19 protein-coding genes and 5 pseudogenes are annotated in these 20,177 nt (G+C 75.5%); 14 read left to right on the top strand and 10 right to left on the bottom strand.

Going from position 1 to position 20,177, the window contains the following annotated elements; all coding sequences use genetic code 11:
- Positions 1-38 precede the first annotated feature (38 nt).
- The 3 genes from KPL57_RS12190 to KPL57_RS12180 are packed head-to-tail and all read left to right on the top strand — an operon-like array spanning position 39 to position 1,629.
- Positions 39-890 carry a hypothetical protein gene (locus KPL57_RS12190; protein WP_226351676.1) on the top strand — a complete coding sequence of 284 codons (852 nt, stop codon included), beginning with the start codon at positions 39-41 and terminating at the stop codon, positions 888-890.
- Between the two features lie 5 nt (positions 891-895).
- The gene (locus KPL57_RS12185) at positions 896-1,231 is read left to right on the top strand and encodes a nitrile hydratase subunit alpha (RefSeq protein ID WP_226351675.1); all 336 of its coding nucleotides are present in this window, start codon (positions 896-898) and stop codon (positions 1,229-1,231) included.
- Positions 1,180-1,629: a hypothetical protein gene (locus tag KPL57_RS12180; protein WP_226351674.1), complete on the top strand. Its 450-nt coding sequence runs from the start codon at positions 1,180-1,182 to the stop codon at positions 1,627-1,629. The genes KPL57_RS12185 and KPL57_RS12180 overlap by 52 nt, the downstream gene beginning before the upstream one ends.
- Before the next feature lie 180 nt (positions 1,630-1,809).
- On the opposite strand, the gene KPL57_RS12175 is transcribed toward KPL57_RS12180, so the two are convergent.
- Together KPL57_RS12175 and KPL57_RS12170 are read right to left on the bottom strand one after the other, a co-directional pair.
- Positions 1,810-3,105, bottom strand: a complete 1,296-nt coding sequence (locus tag KPL57_RS12175) for an SLC13 family permease (protein ID WP_226351673.1) — start codon at positions 3,103-3,105, stop codon at positions 1,810-1,812.
- Positions 3,106-3,178: 73 nt separating this feature from the next.
- Positions 3,179-3,520, bottom strand: a complete 342-nt coding sequence (locus tag KPL57_RS12170; protein ID WP_308252854.1) for a PrpF domain-containing protein — start codon at positions 3,518-3,520, stop codon at positions 3,179-3,181.
- 36 nt (positions 3,521-3,556) lie between these two features.
- On the opposite strand from KPL57_RS12170, the pseudogene KPL57_RS12165 reads away from it, so the two are divergent.
- Positions 3,557-4,969: pseudogene (locus tag KPL57_RS12165) on the top strand (FAD-dependent monooxygenase); the annotation flags it as partial.
- Between the two features lie 130 nt (positions 4,970-5,099).
- On the top strand, positions 5,100-6,299 hold the full coding sequence (locus KPL57_RS12160; protein ID WP_226351671.1) for a homogentisate 1,2-dioxygenase: 1,200 nt from the start codon (positions 5,100-5,102) through the stop codon (positions 6,297-6,299).
- Positions 6,300-6,312: 13 nt separating this feature from the next.
- Here the strand turns inward: KPL57_RS12160 and KPL57_RS12155 are convergent, their stop codons facing one another.
- Positions 6,313-7,206 carry an arsenic resistance protein gene (locus KPL57_RS12155; RefSeq protein ID WP_308187818.1) on the bottom strand — a complete coding sequence of 298 codons (894 nt, stop codon included), beginning with the start codon at positions 7,204-7,206 and terminating at the stop codon, positions 6,313-6,315.
- Between the two features lie 173 nt (positions 7,207-7,379).
- Here KPL57_RS12155 and KPL57_RS66320 point away from each other — a divergent pair, with 173 nt between their 5' ends.
- On the top strand, positions 7,380-7,535 hold the full coding sequence (locus KPL57_RS66320) for a hypothetical protein (protein WP_264198017.1): 156 nt from the start codon (positions 7,380-7,382) through the stop codon (positions 7,533-7,535).
- Here the strand turns inward: KPL57_RS66320 and KPL57_RS72030 are convergent.
- A pseudogene (locus KPL57_RS72030) lies at positions 7,469-7,927 on the bottom strand (serine protease); the annotation flags it as partial. The gene KPL57_RS66320 and the pseudogene KPL57_RS72030 overlap by 67 nt on opposite strands.
- 530 nt (positions 7,928-8,457) lie before the next feature.
- Here KPL57_RS72030 and KPL57_RS12145 point away from each other — a divergent pair.
- The 3 genes and pseudogenes from KPL57_RS12145 (at position 8,458) to KPL57_RS12135 (ending at position 12,414) form a co-directional block, all read left to right on the top strand.
- On the top strand, positions 8,458-10,128 hold the full coding sequence (locus KPL57_RS12145) for an FAD-binding dehydrogenase (protein ID WP_226351670.1): 1,671 nt from the start codon (positions 8,458-8,460) through the stop codon (positions 10,126-10,128).
- 54 nt (positions 10,129-10,182) lie between these two features.
- Positions 10,183-11,163, top strand: a pseudogene (locus tag KPL57_RS12140) (2Fe-2S iron-sulfur cluster-binding protein).
- 252 nt (positions 11,164-11,415) lie between these two features.
- Positions 11,416-12,414, top strand: coding sequence for a cytochrome P450 (locus tag KPL57_RS12135; RefSeq protein ID WP_308252853.1), 999 nt, complete (start codon positions 11,416-11,418; stop codon positions 12,412-12,414).
- Here KPL57_RS12135 and KPL57_RS12130 read toward each other — a convergent pair.
- A pseudogene (locus KPL57_RS12130) lies at positions 12,411-13,308 on the bottom strand (IS5 family transposase). The gene KPL57_RS12135 and the pseudogene KPL57_RS12130 sit on opposite strands and share 4 nt — an antisense overlap.
- A gap of 65 nt (positions 13,309-13,373) precedes the next feature.
- Here KPL57_RS12130 and KPL57_RS12125 point away from each other — a divergent pair.
- Positions 13,374-14,126 carry an IclR family transcriptional regulator gene (locus KPL57_RS12125; protein ID WP_226351669.1) on the top strand — a complete coding sequence of 251 codons (753 nt, stop codon included), beginning with the start codon at positions 13,374-13,376 and terminating at the stop codon, positions 14,124-14,126.
- 6 nt (positions 14,127-14,132) lie between these two features.
- On the opposite strand, the gene KPL57_RS12120 is transcribed toward KPL57_RS12125, so the two are convergent.
- The 3 genes from KPL57_RS12120 to KPL57_RS12110 are packed head-to-tail and all read right to left on the bottom strand — an operon-like array spanning position 14,133 to position 16,257.
- Positions 14,133-14,963, bottom strand: a complete 831-nt coding sequence (locus KPL57_RS12120) for an alpha/beta fold hydrolase (RefSeq protein ID WP_226351668.1) — start codon at positions 14,961-14,963, stop codon at positions 14,133-14,135.
- Positions 14,933-15,391 (bottom strand): CdaR family transcriptional regulator, encoded by a 459-nt coding sequence (locus KPL57_RS12115; protein WP_226351667.1) that lies wholly within the window; start codon positions 15,389-15,391, stop codon positions 14,933-14,935. The genes KPL57_RS12120 and KPL57_RS12115 overlap by 31 nt, the downstream gene beginning before the upstream one ends.
- Positions 15,328-16,257 (bottom strand): hypothetical protein, encoded by a 930-nt coding sequence (locus KPL57_RS12110; protein WP_226351666.1) that lies wholly within the window; start codon positions 16,255-16,257, stop codon positions 15,328-15,330. Before KPL57_RS12110 ends, KPL57_RS12115 begins: the two co-directional genes overlap by 64 nt.
- Here KPL57_RS12110 and KPL57_RS69615 point away from each other — a divergent pair.
- Both KPL57_RS69615 and KPL57_RS66310 read left to right on the top strand, forming a co-directional pair.
- A pseudogene (locus tag KPL57_RS69615) lies at positions 16,150-16,731 on the top strand (SDR family NAD(P)-dependent oxidoreductase); the annotation flags it as partial. The gene KPL57_RS12110 and the pseudogene KPL57_RS69615 overlap by 108 nt on opposite strands.
- 67 nt (positions 16,732-16,798) lie before the next feature.
- The gene (locus KPL57_RS66310; protein WP_308252852.1) at positions 16,799-17,152 is read left to right on the top strand and encodes an SDR family oxidoreductase; all 354 of its coding nucleotides are present in this window, start codon (positions 16,799-16,801) and stop codon (positions 17,150-17,152) included.
- Between the two features lie 9 nt (positions 17,153-17,161).
- Here KPL57_RS66310 and KPL57_RS12100 read toward each other — a convergent pair whose 3' ends face one another.
- Positions 17,162-17,794 (bottom strand): TetR/AcrR family transcriptional regulator, encoded by a 633-nt coding sequence (locus KPL57_RS12100; RefSeq protein ID WP_083696111.1) that lies wholly within the window; start codon positions 17,792-17,794, stop codon positions 17,162-17,164.
- Positions 17,795-17,948: 154 nt separating this feature from the next.
- Between KPL57_RS12100 and KPL57_RS12095 the strand changes: the two genes are divergently transcribed.
- Positions 17,949-18,743: an SDR family NAD(P)-dependent oxidoreductase gene (locus KPL57_RS12095; protein WP_226351665.1), complete on the top strand. Its 795-nt coding sequence runs from the start codon at positions 17,949-17,951 to the stop codon at positions 18,741-18,743.
- A 303-nt stretch (positions 18,744-19,046) separates the two neighbouring features.
- Positions 19,047-19,451, top strand: a complete 405-nt coding sequence (locus KPL57_RS12090) for an STAS domain-containing protein (protein WP_149662774.1) — start codon at positions 19,047-19,049, stop codon at positions 19,449-19,451.
- A 52-nt stretch (positions 19,452-19,503) separates the two neighbouring features.
- Here the strand turns inward: KPL57_RS12090 and KPL57_RS69610 are convergent, their stop codons facing one another.
- Positions 19,504-20,091: a C40 family peptidase gene (locus tag KPL57_RS69610; protein ID WP_308252851.1), complete on the bottom strand. Its 588-nt coding sequence runs from the start codon at positions 20,089-20,091 to the stop codon at positions 19,504-19,506.
- Between the last annotated feature and the right edge of the window lie 86 nt (positions 20,092-20,177).

Below are 20,177 nucleotides of genomic sequence, written 5' to 3'. Positions count from 1 at the left end.
CGGTCCGTCTCCCCACGGACCGGGCCGGTGCCGTCGTCATGACGCCGCTCCCCGCATCCGCGCCCGCCGACGGCGGACCCGGCACGGTGCTGGTTTCCCGCGTGCCGCTCGGGCCCCGCTTCGTCGCCCGGTCCGGTCGTCCGCGGGGCTGGTCCCCGGCCCACCGGGTCCTCGGGCCGGAGCTGGACGACACCCTCGACCGCGTCGCCGACGAGCGCGGGACCGACCGCCGTGCCGTCGCGGCGGTCCTGCTGCTCGACCGCTACGCCCTGCGCCTCACCGCCCCGGTCCTGGCCGCGTTCCACGAGCTCGACGTCCTGCTCGACGCCCGGCCGGAGGTGGTCTCCCTCGGCCCGGACCCCCACACCCCGGGCTGGCTCGCCCTCGCCGCTCCCGGGCGCCCCGCCCGGGGGGACCGGGCAGCGCTGCGGGCGTCGCTGCTCGACGGGGCGCTGCTGCCGCTCGCCGACGACCTCGCGGTACGGACCCGGGCCGGGCGTCGCACGCTGCGGGCCGCGGTTGCGCACGCGGTGGCGCTGAGCATGCTGCACCTGTCCTGGCGGCGCCCGCGTCCCGACGCATTCGTCGGGCCGACCCGGGCGCTGCTGCACGACGCCGGGCTGGGCGGTCTGGTCGTCGTCGGTGCGGTGCGCGTCGACGGCACCGACTGGATGTCGGTGCGTCGCCGGGCGTGCTGCCTCGCCTTCCGGACCACCTCCGCCGCCGGGCGGTACTGCGGTGCCTGCCCGGTACGCCCCGCCGCCGCAGTCGAGTCCGACCTGGCCGACGCCGCCCGCTCGTTCCGCGCCCGCGCGGCGCCGGACCCGCGGCCGACCCAGCCGAACCCGCTGCCGAACCCGCCGCCGAACCCACCGGGGAGCACACCGTGATGCTGATGGTCGATCTGGTCGGTCGCGCGGCGCTGCGCCGTGGGCTCACCACCACCGAGGCCGTCGACCGCTGGTACGACCACCACGCCGACGAGGTGGGGCCCCGGACCGGGGCCCGGGCGGTGGCCCGGGTCTGGTCGGGCGCCGCGCGCGACGGTGGCGCCGGCGCGCTGGGCGACGACCTGGGCCGGTGCGCCTGCGGCCGGATCTGGCGGGCCCACCACGACACCGACACCGTGCGCAACGTCGTGCTGCCCGCCGCCCCCGGCTGCAGCGGCCGGTGCTCGGGGTGCCGCCGAGCTGGTACCGGCCGCGTTCGGAGTACCTGTTCGAGACCGTGACGCCGGACGACCCCGCGGTGCGCACGGCGATCTGGACCGACTCGCCCCGCACCCACCACCTCGTGGTCCCTCGGGTGCCGGCGGGGGAGACCCGTGGCCCGGCCGACCTCGAGTCGCAGGTCGGACGGGCTGCCCTGCGCGGCGTGCCCGTCGCGTCCGACGGCCCGGCAACGCCCGGGGACCCGGAGTGGGCGAGGGCGCTACCGGGCTACGTGCTCGACGAACGGCTCCTCGACCACCCCTGGGAGCTCCGCGCCCTCGCCCTGGTCCTGGCGATCGGCACCGACCGACCGGGCCTGCGGTCCGCCCTCGTCGGGGCCGCGGTGACCGCCCCGGTCGACGACGTCGGTGCGGGCTGGGTGCGCGCCGCCGCCGAGGCCGTCCGGCTCACCGCCTGAGCGGGGCAGCGCCGACCGCCGCCCGACCGCCGCCCGACCAGGACGACGGCCCGCGACGACGCACGACCGGCCCCGCAGGGCCGTGTGCCGGTACCCGCTGCGAGCAGGTACCGGCACACGGTGCGGGTCGGCCCGGGCCCCAGGTCGCGTGGAGGGACCCGGACCGACGTCGGGGGGACCTCAGAACGCCCCGGGCAGGACCAGGACCGCCCACGCGGCGAGCGGCCCGAGGGCCACGATGCCGCAGGTGTAGGTGATGACCTGGCGGTAGAAGCGGGTCCGGTCGCCGCCCCGGGCGTTGGCCAGCACCAGCGCGCCGTTGGTGGAGAACGGCGAGACGTCGACGATCGTGGTCGAGATGGCCATGGCCGCGATGACACCCGCGGCGGGCAGCGAGCCGGTGAGCAGCAGCGGGATCGCCATCGGGATCACCGCGGTCAGGATCGCGGTCGAGGAGGCGAACGCCGAGGTGATGCCGACGACCAGGCAGAGGACCAGCGCGACCAGCAGCGGCGCGCCCAGGTGGACCGCGCCCTCGGAGACCCACTCGATCGTCCCGGCGTGCTCCAGCACCCCGACGTAGGTCACCATGCCGGCGACCAGCAGGATCGTCGGCCAGCTGATGCCGTCGATCGCCTTGCCCAGGTTCTCGCGGTCGAGCAGGGCCAGGACGGCGCCGGCGGCCAGTGCGAGGAAGCCGATCTGCAGGTGGAAGGCCAGCGCGCCGACGACGAGGCCGACCAGCGCGACCAGGGTGGCGCGCTGCTGCCAGGTGATGACCTGCGGCCGGGTACGGACCAGTGTCGCGACACCGCCGCCCCCGGTGGGCAGGTCGTCGTCGGTGTCGGTGGTCTCGGGCCGTTCGACGAAGCTCTCCTCGCCCCGGTTGCGCAGCAGCAGGTAGGTGATGCCGCCCAGCAGGGCGTTGAACGCGAGGCTGGCGAAGAAGAGCACGGCCTGGGAGACCGCGAGGCCGGAGTCGGCCACGATCCCGAAGACCAGGGCACCGGAGACGGCCATCGGGGAGAACGCGCCGGCGTGCGCACCGCAGATGACCATCATGCCGATCATCAGCGGGCTGATCCGGTACTTGAAGGCGAAGTTCATGCCGATCGGCACCAGCAGCGCGACGGCGGCCGGGGTGAAGGTGCCCAGCGCGGTGAGCACCGCGGCGACGGCGAACAGCACCCAGGGCACCAGGATCGCGCGGCCCCGGACCAGGCGGATCCCCTGGTCGACCAGCAGGTCGATCGTTCCGTTGAGCTTCGCCACCGAGAACAGGTAGGTGACGCCGACGACGGTGATGAACAACGAGACCGGGAAGCCTTCGAAGATCTCCTTCTCGTCGAGACCGAGAGCGAAGGTCCCGACCACGAACGAGGCGACGAAGGCCAGGATCCCGATGTTGATCGGCAGCATCGTCGCGACGACGAACATGCCGGCCAGGACCAGGATGGAGAGGAGTTGGGGCGACATCATTGTCCTTCGGGTGAGCGGAGCGGTCCGGTGATGGGTGGGAGCCGGTCGGCGTGCCGCTCCCGGAGGGGGCTCAGGCGGCGTGCGCCGCCGCGGCGGCCGCGGTCGCGGCCTCCGGCAGGGCCAGGAGGGCGTCCGCGATCCGGCGCGCGGTGCGCCGCACCGCGACCGCGGGCAGGCCGTCCCGGCTGCCGTGCACGGTGGCGATGACGCCGGCCGGGGTGTCGATCAGCAGGTCCTCCCGCTCCGTCGCGACGAGGTCGTGCAGCACGGTACCGGGAGTGCGGGCCGCCAGGGTGAGTGCGATCGAGCCGGTCACGGCCAGCGCCGGGTGCGTACGCCCCATCGACAGCATGCGGACGGCCACGTCGGACCGGCCGGGCGCACCCTCGGCGACCAGCGCCAGCTTCGGCACGGCCCGGGCGGCCTCGCGCGGGGTGCGGGCCAGGCCTTCGTGAACCTCTCCCAGGCCCGCACCGAGGAGATCCTCGACGAGCGGATCGCCGACGAGGCACTGGTGGACCTGCGCTGGGGGCACGACGTTGTCGGTGTCGAGCAGACCGCCGACGGCGTCACGGTCACCGTCGACGGCGGTGGCCGGGTCGCGGGGAGCTTCCTGGTCGTCTGTGCCGGCGCCCGCGGTGATGCGCTGCGGGAGCTGCTCGGGGTCACCTTCGAGGGCACCAGCTTCGACGACCGCTTCCTGATCTGCGACGTCCGCGCCGACCTCCCGGGATGGGCGGCCGAGCGCCGCTTCCACTTCGACCCGGCCGCGAACCCGGGCCGCCAGGTGCTGGTCCACCCGTGCCCGGACTCGACGTACCGGATCGACTGGCAGGTCCCGGCCGGGTACGACCTCGACGCCGAGACCGCGTCCGGCGCGCTGGACGCCCGGATCCGGGCGGTCATCGGCGACGTCGACCACGAGGTGGTCTGGTCCTCGGTCTACCGGTTCCACTCGCGGGTGGTGGACCGGATGCGGTGCGGCCGGGTCCTGCTGGCGGGCGACGCCGCGCACCTGGTGTCCCCGTTCGGTGCCCGCGGCCTGAACTCCGGCGTCGCCGACGCGGAGAACGCCGCCTGGAAGATCGCCTGGGTCGGTCACGGCTGGGCACCGGAGGAGTTCCTGGAGAGCTACCACGCCGAGCGGCACGCGGCGGCACGGGAGAACGTCGCCGTGACCACCGCGACGATGGACTTCCTGGTCCCGCGCAGCGCCGAGCAGGTGCGGGCCCGCTCCGAGGTCCTCGCCGCGGCGGCGACCGACCCCGGGGCCAGGGCGCGGGTCGACTCCGGCCGGCTGTCCGAGCCGTTCTGGTACGTCGACTCCCCGCTGACCACCGCCGACGCCCGTCGTCCCTTCGCCGGGCGGCCCGCCCGCGGCGAGGTCCCGCCCGCGGGGCCCGGCGTGCTCGTCCCCGACGCCCCGGTCCGCACCCCGGCCGGCCCGGGACGGCTGCGCGCGCTCGCCCGCGACGGGTTCCTGCTGCTCACCGGCCCGCTGGCCGACGCGGACGCGGTCACCGCGGCGGCGTCCGCGGCGCCCGGCCCGGTCCGCGTGCTCGCCCTCGCCGAGCTGGACGGCCACCCCGACCCCGACCCCGCCGCCGGTGGAGCCGCCGGTGTCGGAGCGGGAGCCGGCCCTGGATCCGCTGCCGACCCGGCCGGAGCGGGAGCCGGTGCCCCCGCGGGGGACGGAGCCGGCCCGACGGTGTCCGCGGCCCTGGCCGCCCGGCCCGACGAGGTGTGGCTACTCCGCCCGGACGCCCACGTCGCCGCCGTGCTCCCCGCCCCGACCCGCGACGACGTCGCGGCCGCCCTCGCCCGCGCGACCGCCCGCGGCACGACCGCGCGACCGACCCCGCCTCCGATGCCGCCCGGGCCACCGCCCGGGCCACCGACGGGGCCGTCGTCCTCGCCGCCGGCGCCGGGGCGGGCGCCGAGGCGGGCACCGGGGCGGAGACCGACATCGACCGGACCGGAGGAGGGCCACGATGGCGTACTACAGGCGAGCCGGTGACGTCCCGCCGAAGCGGCACACCCAGCACCGACGCCCCGACGGCGGGCTCTACCGCGAGGAGCTGATGGGGGAGGAGGGCTTCTCCTCGGACTCCTCGCTGCTCTACCACGTGGGCGTCCCGTCGGCGATCGTCGACGCCACCCCCTGGGACCCGGGCGACCAGTCGCTGACCGAGAACCGGCCCCTCGTGCCGCGGCACCTGATGCTGCACGACCTCGAATCGCCGGACTGGAAGTCGGTCGACGTCGTCACCGGACGCCGGCTGGTGCTCGGCAACGCCGACGTGCGGATCTCCTACGTCGTCGCGGGGGAGGTCAGCCCGCTCTACCGCAACGCCGTCGGCGACGAGGTCGTCTACCTGGAGTCGGGCTCGGCGACCGTCGAGACGGTGTTCGGAGCCCTGGAGGCAGACCAGGGCGACTACGTGGTGCTCCCGCGGGGCACGACCCACCGGTGGGTCCCGACGGGGTCCGAGCCGCTGCGCGCCTACGCGATCGAGGCGTCGTCGCACATCACCCCGCCGGCGCGGTACCTGTCGCGTCACGGCCAGCTGCTCGAGCACGCCCCGTACTGCGAGCGCGACCTGCACGGTCCCACCGAGCCGCTGCTCGTCGAGGACACCGACGTCGAGGTGCTGGTGAAGCACCGCGGGGGGCCGCACGGGATCACCGGCACCCGCTACGTGGTGCCCACCCACCCGTTCGACGTCGTCGGCTGGGACGGCTGCCTGTACCCGTACACGTTCGACGTCGCCGACTTCGAGCCGATCACCGGGCGGGTGCACCAGCCGCCGCCGGTGCACCAGGTCTTCGAGGGCCAGAACTTCGTGATCTGCAACTTCGTGCCGCGCAAGGTCGACTACCACCCGCTGGCCGTGCCGGTGCCCTACTACCACGCCAATGTGGACTCCGACGAGGTCATGTTCTACTGCGGCGGCGACTACGAGGCCCGCAAGGGCTCCGGGATCGGGCAGGGCTCGATCTCGCTGCACCCGGGCGGGCACAGCCACGGCCCGCAGCCCGGCGCGGTCGAGCGGGCACTCGGGGCGGAGTCCTTCGACGAGCTCGCGGTCATGGTCGACACGTTCCGGCCGCTGGCCCTCGGCGAGGGCGGACGGGCCTGTGAGGACCCGTCCTACGCGTGGAGCTGGGCGGGTCGCGGCCCCGACAGCTGACGGGGCCGCCGGCTCACCGGGCGGGGACGAGCACCGGCACCAGCCGCACCAGCACCACCAGGGCGACGAGCTCGACCAGGGTCTGGGTGACGACGGCCAGCGGGGCGAGGGCGAGCGGGCCGGGCAGGGCGAGGGCGAGCGGCAGCACGACCAGCGAGTTGCGGGTCGTCGCCGAGAACACCGTCGCGCGGGTGGCGGGGACGTCCAGGCGCGCCACCCGGGCGGCGAGCAGGCCGACGACGACCGCCGCGACGGCGAACGCGGTGTAGAGCGGGACCAGCCGCAGCAGGGTGAGGGCCTGCGCGCCGACGTCGGCGATCTGGGACGCGACGACCAGGGCCAGGGTCGCCACCATGAGCGGCACCATCGCCCCGGCGGCGGCGCCCTCGACCCGGGCGACCCGCCCGTCCGGCCGTCGCCGGTGCAGCACCTGCACCAGCGCCGCCGCGGCCAGCGGCAGCAGGACCAGCACCACGAACGCCTCGGCGAACGGCCCGACCTCGACCACGGCGAGCGCCTCCGGCCCGGCGGCCAGCCACAGGTAGCCGGGCAGCAGCAGGAGCTGGGCCACCATGAGCAGCGGTGTCGCCGCGAGCAGCTGCGCCCGCGCGCCACCGGCGAGCCCGGTGAACACGACGACGTAGTCGACGCACGGGGTGAGCAGGACGAGCAGGACCCCCAGGAGCAGGCCGCGGTCGTCGGCGACGAACGAGGACAGCCCGAACGCGACCGGCGGGAGCAGCACGAAGTTCGCCACGAGCACGGTGACCAGGAAACGGGCACCGGTGAACGCCCGCGCCAGGTCGACCAGCGGGACCGCGAGGAACGTCGCGAACAGCAGCAGCGCGAGTACCGGGGTGACCGAGGCCCCGAGCGCGGGCGCGGCCCACGGGACGGCGAGACCCAGGAGTGCCCCGGCGAGGATCGCGGCCAGGTACAGCGGGACCTGGTGACGGTCCCACCACGCGACGAGCCGGCTCAGTCGGTCCCCCCGCCGAGCGGTACGCCGCCTGCGCGGCGGGGCCGAGGTCGGCGCCGTAGGAGACGTCGGGGGAGTCCCCGCCCTGCTGGTAGCCGCCGGTGACGGCCAGGATCTCCGAGTCGTCCGGGCCGGTCAGCCACGGGCCGCCGCTGGCGCCCTGGTCCAGGCCGGGCTGGTCGAGCTGCCACTGGTCCTCGTCGAGCGTCCCGGCGGTGCCCGACACGGTCGTCGCGTCGTCGTCGCCGTCGTTGTAGCCGACCGCGGTCACCGGGGTGTCGTCGCCGTCGGTGCCGGGCGTACCGAAGGCGATCCGGTAGGCCCCGGTGACCTGCTGGATCGGCGGTCCGTCCGGCCGTGAGACGGTCAGGAACGCGACGTCGGAGTCGGGATCGCCGCTCTCCAGCCAGCCCGGGGGGACCGCGGCGGCGGTGACGGTCCAGTAGCCGAAGGGGGCGGTGCCGTCGTCGTAGCCGGGGGCGAAGCTCATGCCCGTCCTGGCGGGCGTGCCGTCGCCGTCGGCGACGCAGTGCGCGGCGGTCACGACCAGGTCACCCGTGGCGGACTCGACCACCGAGCCGGAGCAGAAGTGGTCGCCGGGGGCGTCGGCCGGGCCGTCGAACAGGGCGCCGGTCGCAGGCCGCGCCACCGGCGTGCCGTCGGCACCGGTGACGACCGGGAGGGACGGTCCGGGCACGGCGGGCCCGGCCGGCGTGGCCGTCGCCGGGCCCGCGGGGACCGGGGCACCGGCCGGGGCCGGCGCGGAGGTCGGGGGAGCCGGGGTGGCGGCGGGACCGGCCGCCGTGGCCGACGCCGCGGTCGCGACCTGGGGCGGCGGCCCGGGTGTCCACGACGGAACCGTGAGCACGACGGCGGCGGACGCCGCGAGCGCGGCGGCCAGCAGCCCCGGCAGGCGCCACCGCGGGCGGGACCGGCCGTCGCGGGGCCGGGTGTCGGTCCGCACGTCCACCTCCCTCGACTCACCTCCGCTGACCCGATCAACGGTAGAGGGCACCCCTGTGCTCCGTCGGGCGGACCGCTGTGGACGTGCTGTGAATCCGGTCCGGTCGGCGGCGCGCCCGTCTCCCGTCGTCCTGCGCGGATCTGAGCGGATCTGATACGTCTGTGTCCACCGGCCGCCCCGGCGGGGTGCGGTGGGCCGGCGACGAACGGAGTGGCATGGACGCGGACGTGATCGTCGTCGGGGCCGGGCTGGCCGGACTGGTCGCCACGCACGAGCTGACCCGGCGGGGCCGCCGGGTCGCCGTCGTCGACCAGGAGGGACCCGTCGACCTCGGCGGGCAGGCGTGGTGGTCCTTCGGCGGCATCTTCCTCGTCGACAGCCCCGAGCAGCGCCGCATGCGGGTGCACGACTCGGTCGAGCTGGCCTGGAGCGACTGGCAGGGCAGCGCCGGGTTCGACCGCCTCGACGACGAGGACACCCACGCCGCGCGCTGGGCCCGCGCCTACGTCGAGTTCGCCGCCGGGGAGAAGCGCTCCTACCTCACCGAGCTGGGCATCTCCTTCCTCCCCACGGTCGGCTGGGCCGAGCGCGGCGACCTCACCGCGACCGGCCACGGGAACTCCGTGCCCCGCTTCCACGTGAGCTGGGGGACCGGCACCGGCGTCGTCGGACCGTTCGTCGACTCCGCGCTGCGGGCCGCCGAGGCCGGCCTCGTGACCTTCCACCACCGGCACCGCGTCGACGAGCTGGTCCGCACCGACGGCGTCGTCACCGGCGTCCGCGGTGCCCTCCTCGCCCCGGACGACTCGCCGCGCGGGGCGCCCAGCAACCGCGACGTGACGGGGGAGTTCACGCTCTCCGCGCCCGCGGTGGTGCTGGCCACCGGCGGGATCGGCGCGAACCACGAGATGGTCCGCCGGTACTGGCCGGAGCGGATGGGCACGCCGCCGTCGTCGATGATCACCGGGGTGCCGGCCTACGTGGACGGGCGGATGCTCGACATCGCCGCCGACGCGGGCGTGCGGCTGGTCAACCGCGACCGCATGTGGCACTACACCGAGGGCGTCGTGAACTGGGACCCGGTCTGGCCCGGCCACGCCATCCGGATCCTGCCCGGTCCGTCGTCGATGTGGTTCGACGCGCTGGGCAGGCGGCTGCCCGCGCCGTACCTGCCCGGCTACGACACCCTCGGCACCCTGCGCCACCTGCGCACCACCCCGGACATCGCGCCCTACGACCACTCCTGGTTCGTGCTCACCCGAAAGATCATCGAGAAGGAGTTCGCGTTGTCGGGCTCCGAGCAGAACCCCGACATCACCTCCGGGCGCCGCGCGGCCTTCCTCCGCGAACGTCTGCTCAGCAAGGGCGCGCCCGGCCCGGTCCAGGCGTTCACGACCCACGGGGAGGACTTCGTCGTCGCCGACACCCTCGGCGAGCTCGTCGCGGGGATGAACGCCCGCACCGACGCCCCGCCGCTCGACCCGGCCCTGATCCGCGGCCAGATCGAGGCCCGCGACCGGCAGCTGGCGAACCCCTACAGCAAGGACGCCCAGGTCCAGGGCATCCACAACGCCCGCCGCTCGCTCGGCGACCGGATCGGGCGGGTCGCTGTGCCGCACCGGATCCTCGACCCTGCCGCCGGGCCGCTGATCGGGGTGAAGCTGCACGTGCTGACTCGCAAGACCCTCGGCGGGATCCAGACCGACCTGCAGTCCCGAGCCCTCGACACCCGCGGCGAGCCGATCCCCGGGCTCTACGCGGTGGGGGAGGCCGCCGGGTTCGGCGGGGGCGGGGTGCACGGGTACAACGCGCTGGAGGGCACGTTCCTCGGCGGCTGCATCTTCTCCGGCCGCGCCGCCGGGCGCAGTCTCGCCGGGGCCCTCTGAACCCCGTCTCTCACTGAGCGAGACCCGCCTTCCCGGCGGGCGGTCGCGCGACGGATGCTCGGCTCCTCGACGACGAGGGGAGAAACGGTGACCGGTGCCGAGAACCGCACGGTCCGGGTGGCGGGCCGCCGGCGCGAGTCCGACGGCGTGGTGTCGCTGGAGCTGGTCGCCGCCGACGGCGGGCGGCTGCCGGACTGGACCCCCGGCGCGCACGTCGACCTCGTCCTCCCCGGCGGGCACACCCGCCAGTACTCGCTGTGCGGGGACCGGTGGGACGCCCACCGCTACCGCGTCGCCGTGCTGCGCGAGGGCGCCCGGGCGCGGCGGCTCGGCCTGGGTCCACGACCGGCTCGCCGTCGGCGACGAGATCGGGCTCGGCGGGCCGCGCAACAACTTCGGGCTGGTCCCGGCCCCGCGCTACCTGTTCGTCGCGGGCGGCATCGGGATCACCCCGATCCTCCCGATGATCGCCACGGCGGACCTGCTCGGCGCCGACTGGGCGCTGCTCTACGGCGGCCGCACCCGCGGGTCGATGGCGTTCACCGCGGAGCTCGCGGCGCACGGGGACCGGGTCCGGATCGTCCCCCAGGACGAACAGGGGCTGCTCGACCTGCCCGGCTTCCTGGGTGCGCCCGCCCCGGACACCGGGTCTACGGCTGCGGACCCGCCCCGCTGCTCGCGGCGCTGGCACGGGCGACGGCCGGATGGCCGTCGCACACCGTGCGGACCGAGCGTTTCGTCCCGCGGGCGACCGCGCCGTCGCGACGACCCGCGTTCGAGGTCAACCTCGCCCGGCGCGGGACCGACGTGACCGTGCCACCCGGGCGGAGCGTCCTCGACGCGGTCGCCGCCGCCGGCGTCGACGTGTTGTCCTCCTGCCGGCAGGGCACCTGCGGGACCTGCGAGACGACCGTCCTGGCCGGTGTCCCGGACCACCGCGACTCCGTCCTCGACGACGACGAGCGCGCCGCCGCCGACTGCATGCTCGTCTGCGTCTCGCGCTCGGTCGGCCCACGTCTGGTCCTCGACCTCTAACGGGTCGTGTCTGAGCCGTACCCGCCCCGAACGGAAGGCAGCGCCCATGACGGCCGCGCTCGACCACCTGCCCACCACCGACGTCGACCCGTTCGCCCCCGAGGTCCTCACCGACCCGCTCCCGTTCCACGAGCAGCTGCGCGCGGCCGGCCCGCTGGTCCGGCTCACCCGCTACGACGTGCTCGCCCTCGGCCGCCACGCCGACGTCCGGGCCGCGCTCGTCGACTGGCAGTCCTTCCGGTCCGGGGCCGGGTGGGGCTGGCGAACTTCCACACCGAGGCGCCGTGGCGGCCGCCGTCGCTGCTGCTGGAGGCCGACCCGCCGCACCACGACGCGCCGCGTCGGGTGCTGGGGAAGGTCCTCGGCCCCCGGGCGCTGCGCGTGCTGCGGGACCGCTGGGCCGCCGACGCCGCGGCGCTCGTCGACGAGGTGCTGGCCGGCGGGAACGAGTTCGACGCCGTCCCGGCGATCGCCGAGGCGTTCCCGCTGCGGGTGTTCCCCGACGCCGTCGGGCTGCCCGAGGCGGGCCGGGAGAACCTGCTGCCCTACGGCGACCTGCTGTTCAACGCGTTCGGGCCGCGCAACGCGCTGCTGGAGGAGAAGCTGCCGCGGCTCGGGGAGCTCTCGGCGTGGGTGAACGCGCAGTGCGCCAGGGAGGCGCTGGCCGCCGACGGCTTCGGCGCCGACATCTGGGCCGCTGCGGACCGCGGCGACCTGACCCCGGAGCAGGCCCCGCTGGTCGTGCGGTCGCTGCTGTCGGCCGGGGTCGACACCACCGTCACCGGGCTCGCGGCGGTGCTGCACGCCGTCGCCACGCATCCGGAGCAGTGGGCGCGGCTGCGCGCCGACCCCGGGCTCGCCCGCGTCGCGTTCGACGAGGCCGTGCGCTGGGAGTCGCCGGTGCAGACCTTCTTCCGGACGACGGCGACCGACACCGAGATCGCCGGCGTGGGTGTCCCGGCCGGACGCAAGGTGCTGATGTTCCTGGGGTCGGCGAACCGGGACCCGCGGTTCTGGGGACCCGACGCGGGCACCTTCGACCTGGGCCGCGACCCGTCCGGGCACGTCGGGTTCGGGATGGGCCTGCACCAGTGCGTCGGCCAGCACGTCGCCCGGCTGGAGGCCGAGTCGGTGCTGCGGGCGCTCGCCGCGCGGGTCGCGACCATCGAGCCCGCCGGTCCGCCGCGCCGGCGGCCCAACAACACCATGCGGGCCTGGGCGTCGATGCCGCTGCGGGTCACCCCCGCCTAGGGCGTGTCTCCCAATGCGCGGAGCCAGGTGAGGATCGCTTTCAGGACGGCGCCGCCGCGGAAGGTCAGGGCGAGCTTGTCGTAACGGGTGGCCAGACCGCGCCACTGCTTGACGTGGCAGAACCCGCGCTCGACGACGTTGCGGTTTCGGTAGTCGACCGGATCGAATGCGGGCGGTCGGCCGCCGCGTGAGCCGCGTCGTTTGCGGTGCCCCTGCTGGTCAGAGGGCTCCGGAATGACAGCGATGATCCGGCGCTCGCGCAGGTGCCGGCGGATCGCGCGTGAGGAGTAGGCCTTGTCCGCGCGCACGCGTTCGGGCCGGGTCCGGGGTCGTCCCGGGCCCGGTCGGGCGATGCTCAGGTGCGCCATCAGGTGCGGAAACACTGGCGAGTCGCCGCCCTGGCCGGGGCCGAGGAGGACCACCAGCGGGCGGCCGTGCCCGTCAACGAGCTGGTGGATCTTCGTCGACAGCCCTCCGCGGGACCGTCCCAGCGCGTGATCTGCTGGTTCGGCGAGCAGATTCGTGTAGTTCGATCCGGCCCCCTGTGTCGCGCTTGAGGGTCGCGGCATGCTGGTGGGCACGGATGATCGTGGAGTCCACGCTGACCGCCCACCCGAGCACCGCGGCGGCGTCGGCCTCGACCAGAAGAGCAGCCAGGATGTGGTCCCAGGTGCCGTCTCCGCTGTAGCGGCGGTGCCGCTTCCACAACGTCTGCCACGGCCCGAACTCGGCCGGGACGTCTCGCCAGGCAAGCCCGCACCGATACCGGTAGATGATCCCCTCGAGCACCCGGCGGTCATCGCGGAACGGGCGCCCGCGACGCCCCTCGGAGGAGGGCAACAGCGGCGCCAGACGGGCCCACTGGGCATCGGTCAGGACAGCGGTGCGCGGCACCGATCAAGCATCGCGCACCCCGGTCCGCCTATTTGGGAGACACGCCCTAGGTGCACACTCCACCCGTGGTCGCGGGCGAACCGGTACTGGCCCGGGCGGTGCGGATCCTGTCGGTGTTCGAGCCGGGGCGGCCCGAGCTGGGCGTCGCCGAGATCGCCCGGGCATCGGGGCTGCACGTCGCCACCGCGTCGCGGCTGGTCGGGCAGCTGGTCGAGCTGGGCCTGCTCACGCGGACCGGCTCCGGTCGGCTGCGGATCGGGATGCGGCTGTGGGAGCTGGGGCAGCGGGCGTCGCCGACGCTGACCCTGCGGGCCGCCGCGCTGCCGTTCCTCGGGGACCTGCACGCCGTCGTCGGGCACCACGTGCAGCTGGGCGTCCTCGACGGCGACGAGGTCATCTTCCTCGAACGCCTCTCCGCCCCCGGGGCCGTCGTCAACCTGACCCGGATCGCCGGGCGGCTGCCGCTGCACGTCTCGTCGTCCGGTCTGGTCCTGCTCGCCCACGCATCGCCCGACCAGCAGGAACGCGTCCTCGCGGCGCCCCTGGAACGGCGGACGTCCGCCACGGTGACCGACCCGGCCCGGTTGCGGGTCCTGCTCGCCCGCGTCCGGCGTGACGGCCACGTCGTCACCGAGGGCCATGTGCACCCCGACGCGACCGGCGTCGCGGTCCCGGTGCGGGGCCGGGACGGGGCCGTCGTCGCGGCGCTGTCGACGGTGCAGCCGCGCGACGGCCGGGCCCGCACCCTCGTCCCGGCCCTGCGCGCCGCGGCCCACGGCATCGCCCGGGCGCACGCCGGGGGAGACCCCGCGCCGTGAGGGCGTTCAGCCCAGGAAGTCCTCGACCACCGCGTCGAACGCGGCGGGGTTCTCCAGGAACACGAAGTGCGAGTTCGCCTCGTCGGTCCCGAACACGTGCAGCCGCGCACCCGGGACGCGCTCGGCGATCCAGCGCTGCGACTCCGGGCTCACGTGGCTGCCCTCGCAGCCGACGACCAGCGTCGGGACGTCGATCCGGGGCAGTACGTCGCGCCAGTCCTGGGCGCAGTGGTCGAACAGCAGCGGCACTCCGGCGTGGGCGGGTGTGTGGGTGATCTCCTGGGCGACCAGGGACCAGACGTCCTCGGCGGGGGTGCCGGAGAACATCGAGCGGACGAACGCCTCCCGCACCTTCGGGCCCTCCGGTCCGGCGAGGTTCGCGGCCAGGTCGAGCAGGCCGCCGACGTCGAAGATCGCCCCCGACCCGGCCTGCTCGTCCACCGACATCCACGGCACCGCCGCGACGGCCGCCGGCTGGTCGACCAGCACCAGCCTGCGGATCCGGCCGGTGCCGTGGGTGTCGATGTGGCTCCACAGCACCGAGGCGCCCATCGACCAGCCGAGCAGGTCGGCGCGGTCGAGCCCGAGGTGGTCGAGCAGCTCGACGAGGTCCTGCGCGAGCCGGGCGATGCGGTAGCCGTGGTGGGGCTTGTCGGAGACGCCGTGCCCGCGCTGGTCGTAGGTGACCACGCGGCGGCCGGCGCCGAGTCCGGTGAGCTGGTGGGCGAACATCGCCTGGGTCTGTCCCCAGCCGTGCAGCATCACCAGCGGGACGCCGTCGCCGCCGGAGTCGCGGAAGTCGAGCGTCACGCCGTCGGCGGTGGTGAAGGTGGGCATCGGTGTCCTCCTCGGGTCCGCGGAGAGTCTGGGGCGCTGTGGCTCCGGTCACCACCTCCGCCGGACGAGTGATCAGGCCGTTCCGTGCTCCGACTGTCGAAGGCGAGCCCGGCCTCGATGACGTCGAGTGCGGTGAGCCCCAGGTGCAGCGCCAGCCGGGTCGCGCCGTCGGAGACGTCGAGGCCGGTGAGCCGGGTGACCCGGTCGAGCCGGTAGTAGAGCGAGGTGCGGTGGATGTGCAGGCGGGCGGCGGCGGCCGGGCCGTTGCCCGCCTCGTCGAGGTAGGCGCGGACGGTCGCGACCAGCCGCCCGTCGGGGTCGGCGGCGCGGAGCCGGTGCACCTCGGCCGGGAGGGTCTCCTCGGTCAGGTGGTCCGGCGGGACCGCGAGCAGCGGGCCGAGCGCCCCGAGCTCCGACCACCGGGCCACCGGGGGCCGCAGGCCCAGCTCCGCGGCCGTGCACGCGGTCCGGGCCTGCGCGACCGACCCGGCGAGCAGCTCCGGCGCGGCGGCCGGCCCGCCGATCCGGCGACACAGCGGAACCGGCCGTGGGCCAGCTCCGCGACCCGTTCGACGACCCGGTGCACCCGCCCGGGAAGGTCCCCGCCGCCCGCCGCCGGGGGGTCGGCGAGCAGCACCGCGGCGCTGCCGGTGACCGCGGTGAGCCACCCGCACGGGTCGGGGCGGCGCCCGGACAGGGCCGTCCGCAGGGCGATCCGGGCGTGCTCCTCGTCCTCACCGGCCCCGGGGACCGCGACGACGTCGGCGACCGCGCCCGACCGTGGGGCCCGGCCCGTCCCGGCGAGCGCGGCGGCGGCCCGGGACCGGGCCGCCGGGTCGTCGCCGACGAGGTCGAGCACCCGGCGGTCGTCCTCGTGGGCAGCGTCGGCGGTGCGCGCCAGGTCCAGCAGCGGCAACGCGAGCCGGTCGGCGACCTCGGTGATCCGGCCGAGCTCGCCGGTGGTGAGCGAGCCGTCGGCGTCCATCACCATGAGCAGCGCCAGCAGCCTGCCCTCCCAGCGCACCGGGACGCAGACCCGGGCGTGCATGCCCAGCTCCTCGCTGGCCGGGATGATCCCGGCGCGGGTCCAGGTCAGGACCCCCTGGGACAGCACGTAGCCGCGGATCCGCGGCTCGGCGCCGCGGTTGAGCACGGCCGCGACGCGGGTCTCGTCGGCATCGCCGTAGTGCGCGCTGGCGTAGAGGACCTGCACGGCGGGGTCGTCGACGACGACCGACCGGGACAGCTCGTCGGCGAGCCGGTCGATCAGCGTCGTCGCCGCGTCGCCGAGCACGCCGCGATCCTACAGACGGAGCACTCGGCGGCGGGGGTGCTCGTCGGCGGTCGGTGTCCGAGCTCCCCGTCGCGGGCGCAGGGTGACGGGGGACGGCGACGCGAGGAGGGTCCGGTGCGGGAGCTGGAGGGCCGGGTGGCCGTGGTGTTCGGCGCGGGGTCCGCGGGGCGGGGGCTGAGCAACGGCGCGGCGGCGGCGCTGGCCTACGCCGACGCCGGCGCGGTGGTCGCCGCCGTCGACCGCGACGCCGCGGAGGCGGCCCGGGTGGCCGCGGCGATCACCGGCGCGGGTGGCACGGCGCTGGCCGTCACCGCCGACGTCACCGACGACGGCGCCGTCGCCCGCGCCGTCGCCCGGATCGTCGACACCCTCGGTGTGCCGCACGTGCTGCACAACAACGTCGGTGCCGTGGTGCCCGGCGAGGTCACCGGGCTGGACCTCGCCGACTGGAACCGGGGGCTCGCGATCAACCTGACCAGCGCCTACCTGACCTGCCGGCACACGCTGCCGCACCTGCGCGCCGCCGGTCGCGGGGGCGATCGTGAACGTGTCGTCGCTGGCCGCCATCCGCGACACCGGCTACGTCTACCCGGTCTACAGCGCGGCGAAGGCCGGCCTGGACCAGCTCACGGTGTCGCTGGCGCTGACGTACGCACGCGAGGGGATCCGCGCCAACGCGGTCCTTCCCGGGCTGATCGACACCCCGATGGTGCGCGAGCAGGTCGTCGACGACCCCGATGCGCTGGCCGCCCGACACGAGGCCAGCCCGACCGGCCGCATGGGGTCGCCACACGACGTCGCGCAGGCCGCGGTGTTCCTCGCGTCCGACCGCGCCGCCTACGTCAACGGCGTCTGCCTGCCCGTGGACGGCGGGCTGTCCGCGCGGTCCCGGTGAGATCCGGGATCAGGCCCCGGCGCCCGCGCCGACCGGCACCGGGCGCAGGGTCAGCGGCAGCAGGTCGCGGACCTCGGTGCGCAGGGTGTCCAGCGCGTGCGGGTCGTCGCCGGTGAGGAACCCCAGCAGGGCCTGCTGGAACACGCCGTCGACCATCCCGTAGGCGGCGTGCGGGCTGAGCGCGACCGTGGTGCCGGCGAGCTCGGCGTACCGGGTGACGACCCGCCACACCATGTCCTCCAGGGTGCGGTCGATCTGCCCGACGGCCTCGCGCAGGTTCGGCTCGAACATGCTCTGGGCGCGCAGGTCGTACCAGAGGCGGTGCATCGGGGCCTCGTCGACGATCGTCTGGCACAGGGTGTCCGCGAACGCGGTGACCAGGCCGTCCGCGGTCGTCGCGTCGGCGACGGCGCCGTCGTAGCGGGTCACGCACACCGCCTTGTACTGCCGCACGCAGTAGACGATCAGCTCCAGCTTGTCGGCGAAGTAGTAGTGCACGACACCGTGGCTGTACGGGGAGTTCTGGGCGATCTCGCGCAGCGACGCCCGCGCGTAGCCGAGCTCGCCGAGGGTCTGCAGGGCAGAGTCCGCCAGTGCGCGACGGCGCGCGTCGTGCTTGTCGACCGGGTTCGCCCGTGCCACGCGGCCCCCTCCCGTCGTCCGCCAGGGGGCCACTGTAACCGACCGGCGCGCCTCCGACGCCGGTGTTCTGGACGCCTGCCCGACGATGTCTTGACAACTGGTCAGAGATCGCGGCAGCCTGTGGCCCACATCACCGATCGACACTGGAGTCGCCGTGACGCAGATCGACCTGACCGGACGCACCGTGCTCGTGACCGGGGGAGCACAGGGACTGGGCGAGGGGATGGCCCGCGCGCTGGCCGACTCCGGTGGCCGGGTCGTCGTCGCCGACCTGCAGGACGAGGCGGGCGGCACGCTCGCGAAGTCCCTCGGCGAGCAGCACGGGTTCGTGCACCTGGACGTCACCGACGACGCCTCATGGACCAGCGCCGTCGCCGAGACGGTGGAGCGGTTCGGCGGACTCGACGTCGTCGTCAACAACGCGGGCGTCGAGGTCACCCAGCTGCTCGCCGACACCGAGCCCGACGACGTCCGCCGGATGCTCGAGGTCAACCTGCTCGGCACGATGCTCGGCATCAAGCACGCCTTCCGCGCCATGCGCCCGGGTGGCGCGGCCGGCCGCGGCGGGGCCGTGATCAACGTGGCCTCGGTGGCCGCGACCATCGCGTTCCCCGCCATCGGCGGCTACTCCGCGACCAAGTCCGGCGTCGACCGGCTCACCCGGGTCGCGGCGATGGAGTCGGGCAAGCTGGGCTACGGGGTGCGGGTCAACTGCGTGTACCCCGGGCTCGTCCCGACCGCGATGGGGCAGAAGCTCGCGGTCGAGACCGCCGGGCTCGGGCTGTTCGAGAGCCCGGAGGCCGCGGTCGGCGCGGTGGTCGAGCTGACCCCGTCGGGTCGGCTCGGCGAGGTCGCCGACATCGCCGACGTGGTCGCGTTCCTGGCGTCGGACGCCGCCCGGTTCGTCAACGGTGCCGGCCTGCCGGCCGACGGCGGCATGGGCATGTGACCCGCCGGGGTCCTCGCCGCCCGGGAGCACCGGGCCCGGGCGGCGAGGCCCCCGCGGAGTGCATCGGGGCGCCGGTCCGGCGGAGGAGCGGACCGCGCCCTGGACACCCGGTGTCGACGACGGCTACGGTGACGGTCCGGGCTCGTCGATCCGACGACCGGATCTGCTCGATGTCTCTCACGGGCGACACCCTCTCGGGGGCCGTCGCCGTTCGGCCGTCCGGTACAGCTCCGTGCTCCGACGGCACCACGGGTCGACCGTCCTCGTAGTGGGGGACCGACCCCACCTCCCCCTGGCGGACACATGACCGCGCCCACGCCATCCCGTCGTCTCCTCGCCGTCCCGGCGCCCGACACCGTCACCACCGACCCGCAGGTCCACGTCGGACGCGGCGTTGCCGCGACCGTCGTCATCGGCGTGTCCGGCGAGATCGACCTCGCGACCGGCCCCTCGGTCGAGGCGCGGGTGCTCGCCGCGGTCGACTCCGCGCCCGGTGGCCGGGTCGTCCTGGACCTGAACGCGGTGGGGTTCCTCGGGCTGCGTGGTGTGGCGATGCTGCGTGCGGCCGCGGACCGCGCCCGGGCCACGGGCGCCTCCCTGGTGGTGGTGCTGGACCCGGCCGCGCCGGCGGCACGCGCGCTGCGGCTGGTCCCGGGCCCCGGTCTCACCGTGGTCGCGGTCGACGTGCCGGTCGCCGACGCGTCCTGACCCGGCGCGTGGGCGGCAGCGTCGTCGTCCCGCGGGCCGGCGGGTCGCGCGGTCAGCGGGGCAGCGGTGGCGCGGCGGGCGCGTCGAACCAGGGTTCGTCCGGGATCGACGGGTCCGGGGTCTCGCGCACCGCCGGGTCCGGGACGCCGTCGGTGGCCTGCGCCGGGCGGGTCGCGCCGAGGTAGTCGTCGCCGCGCCACCGGTACCAGGAGGTCTGCACCGGCATCCCGAACGTCGGCGCGCTGACCATCCGGTCCTGCCCGACGAACAGACCGACGTGCTGGACCTTGTCGACGGTGCCGTAGAAGACCAGGTCACCCGGGCGCAGCGCGGCCCCGGCGGGCACCTGCGGGCCGCGGCGGTACTGGTCGTGCGCGGTCCGCGGTAGGACGATGCCGGCCTTGCCGTAGGCGAAGGCGGTCAGCCCGGAGCAGTCGAATCCGCGGTCGCCGTTCTCCGGCCCGTTGCCACCCCAGACGAACGGCAGCCCCACCTGGCGCAGGGCGACCTCGACCGCGGTGGCCACCCGCTGCTCGGGCGTCCCCGGCGGCCCGGCCGCGGCGACACCGCCGGTGACGAGCAGCAGGACCATGGCGACGAGCGTCGTCGCGAACGGGGACCGGAGCGGCACGATGTTCATCCCGGTCGGTTCCTCCCGGTCGCCCGCGGTCGGCGGGTGCGGCGCAGGTCACCGGGCGGTGACCTGCGCCGAACCTAGGGACGGGA

The sequence above is a fragment of the Pseudonocardia sp. ICBG601 genome (genome assembly GCF_020496245.1).
This window is presented reverse-complemented; position numbering and strand designations above follow the sequence as displayed.

Coding starts and splice junctions, on each gene's coding strand:
- KPL57_RS12190 (WP_226351676.1), top strand. CDS start 39: ATGACGCCGCTCCCCGCATCCGCGCCCGCCGACGGCGGACCCGGCACG.
- KPL57_RS12185 (WP_226351675.1), top strand. CDS start 896: ATGGTCGATCTGGTCGGTCGCGCGGCGCTGCGCCGTGGGCTCACCACC.
- KPL57_RS12175 (WP_226351673.1), bottom strand. CDS start 3,105: ATGTCGCCCCAACTCCTCTCCATCCTGGTCCTGGCCGGCATGTTCGTC.
- KPL57_RS12160 (WP_226351671.1), top strand. CDS start 5,100: ATGGCGTACTACAGGCGAGCCGGTGACGTCCCGCCGAAGCGGCACACC.
- KPL57_RS12145 (WP_226351670.1), top strand. CDS start 8,458: ATGGACGCGGACGTGATCGTCGTCGGGGCCGGGCTGGCCGGACTGGTC.
- KPL57_RS12120 (WP_226351668.1), bottom strand. CDS start 14,963: ATGCCCACCTTCACCACCGCCGACGGCGTGACGCTCGACTTCCGCGAC.
- KPL57_RS12090 (WP_149662774.1), top strand. CDS start 19,047: ATGACCGCGCCCACGCCATCCCGTCGTCTCCTCGCCGTCCCGGCGCCC.
- KPL57_RS69610 (WP_308252851.1), bottom strand. CDS start 20,091: ATGAACATCGTGCCGCTCCGGTCCCCGTTCGCGACGACGCTCGTCGCC.